At 61.9% G+C, this 467-nt stretch carries 1 protein-coding gene; it reads right to left on the bottom strand.

The window, feature by feature from the left end; translation table 11 throughout:
• Positions 1-467: AMP-binding enzyme (locus A372_RS32585; RefSeq protein WP_036702562.1), on the bottom strand; the 467-nt coding region annotated here is incomplete at both ends.

Here is a 467-nt window from a genome sequence, read left to right on the forward strand (position 1 = left end):
GTTATCGTGGATGCCTACGCGCGAGGCACCCAACACCTCCTGCCACAATAACGCCAGCTTCGCTTCCGCTTCGGTTCGCGGCGCTGCATATCCGGTAGCGGCTCCGCTTTCCGACGGCTTCGGCAGCACCCGGCGGTCCACTTTCCCATTCTGCGTCAGCGGAAGCTCTTCCAGCTGCATAAAGTGCGTCGGCAGCATGTACGACGGCAGCGAGGCAGTCAGGGCGGCACGCAGCTCAGCCGCCGCAAGCGGACGGTTGCCTGTCACATAAGCACACAATTCATGGTGAATATCCGTGCCCATCTCAATAGCCGCTGCAGTCACGACGGCTTCGCTTACGCCCGGGATTTGGAGCAACCGGGTTTCGATTTCGCCCAACTCAATCCGGTGCCCCCGGATCTTCACCTGATGGTCGATCCGCCCCAGATGCTCCAGCCGGCCGTCAGGCAGCCAGCGTGCCAAATCTC

The organism is Paenibacillus sp. OSY-SE, assembly GCF_000283315.1.
Lineage (GTDB): Bacteria > Bacillota > Bacilli > Paenibacillales > Paenibacillaceae > Paenibacillus_B > Paenibacillus_B profundus.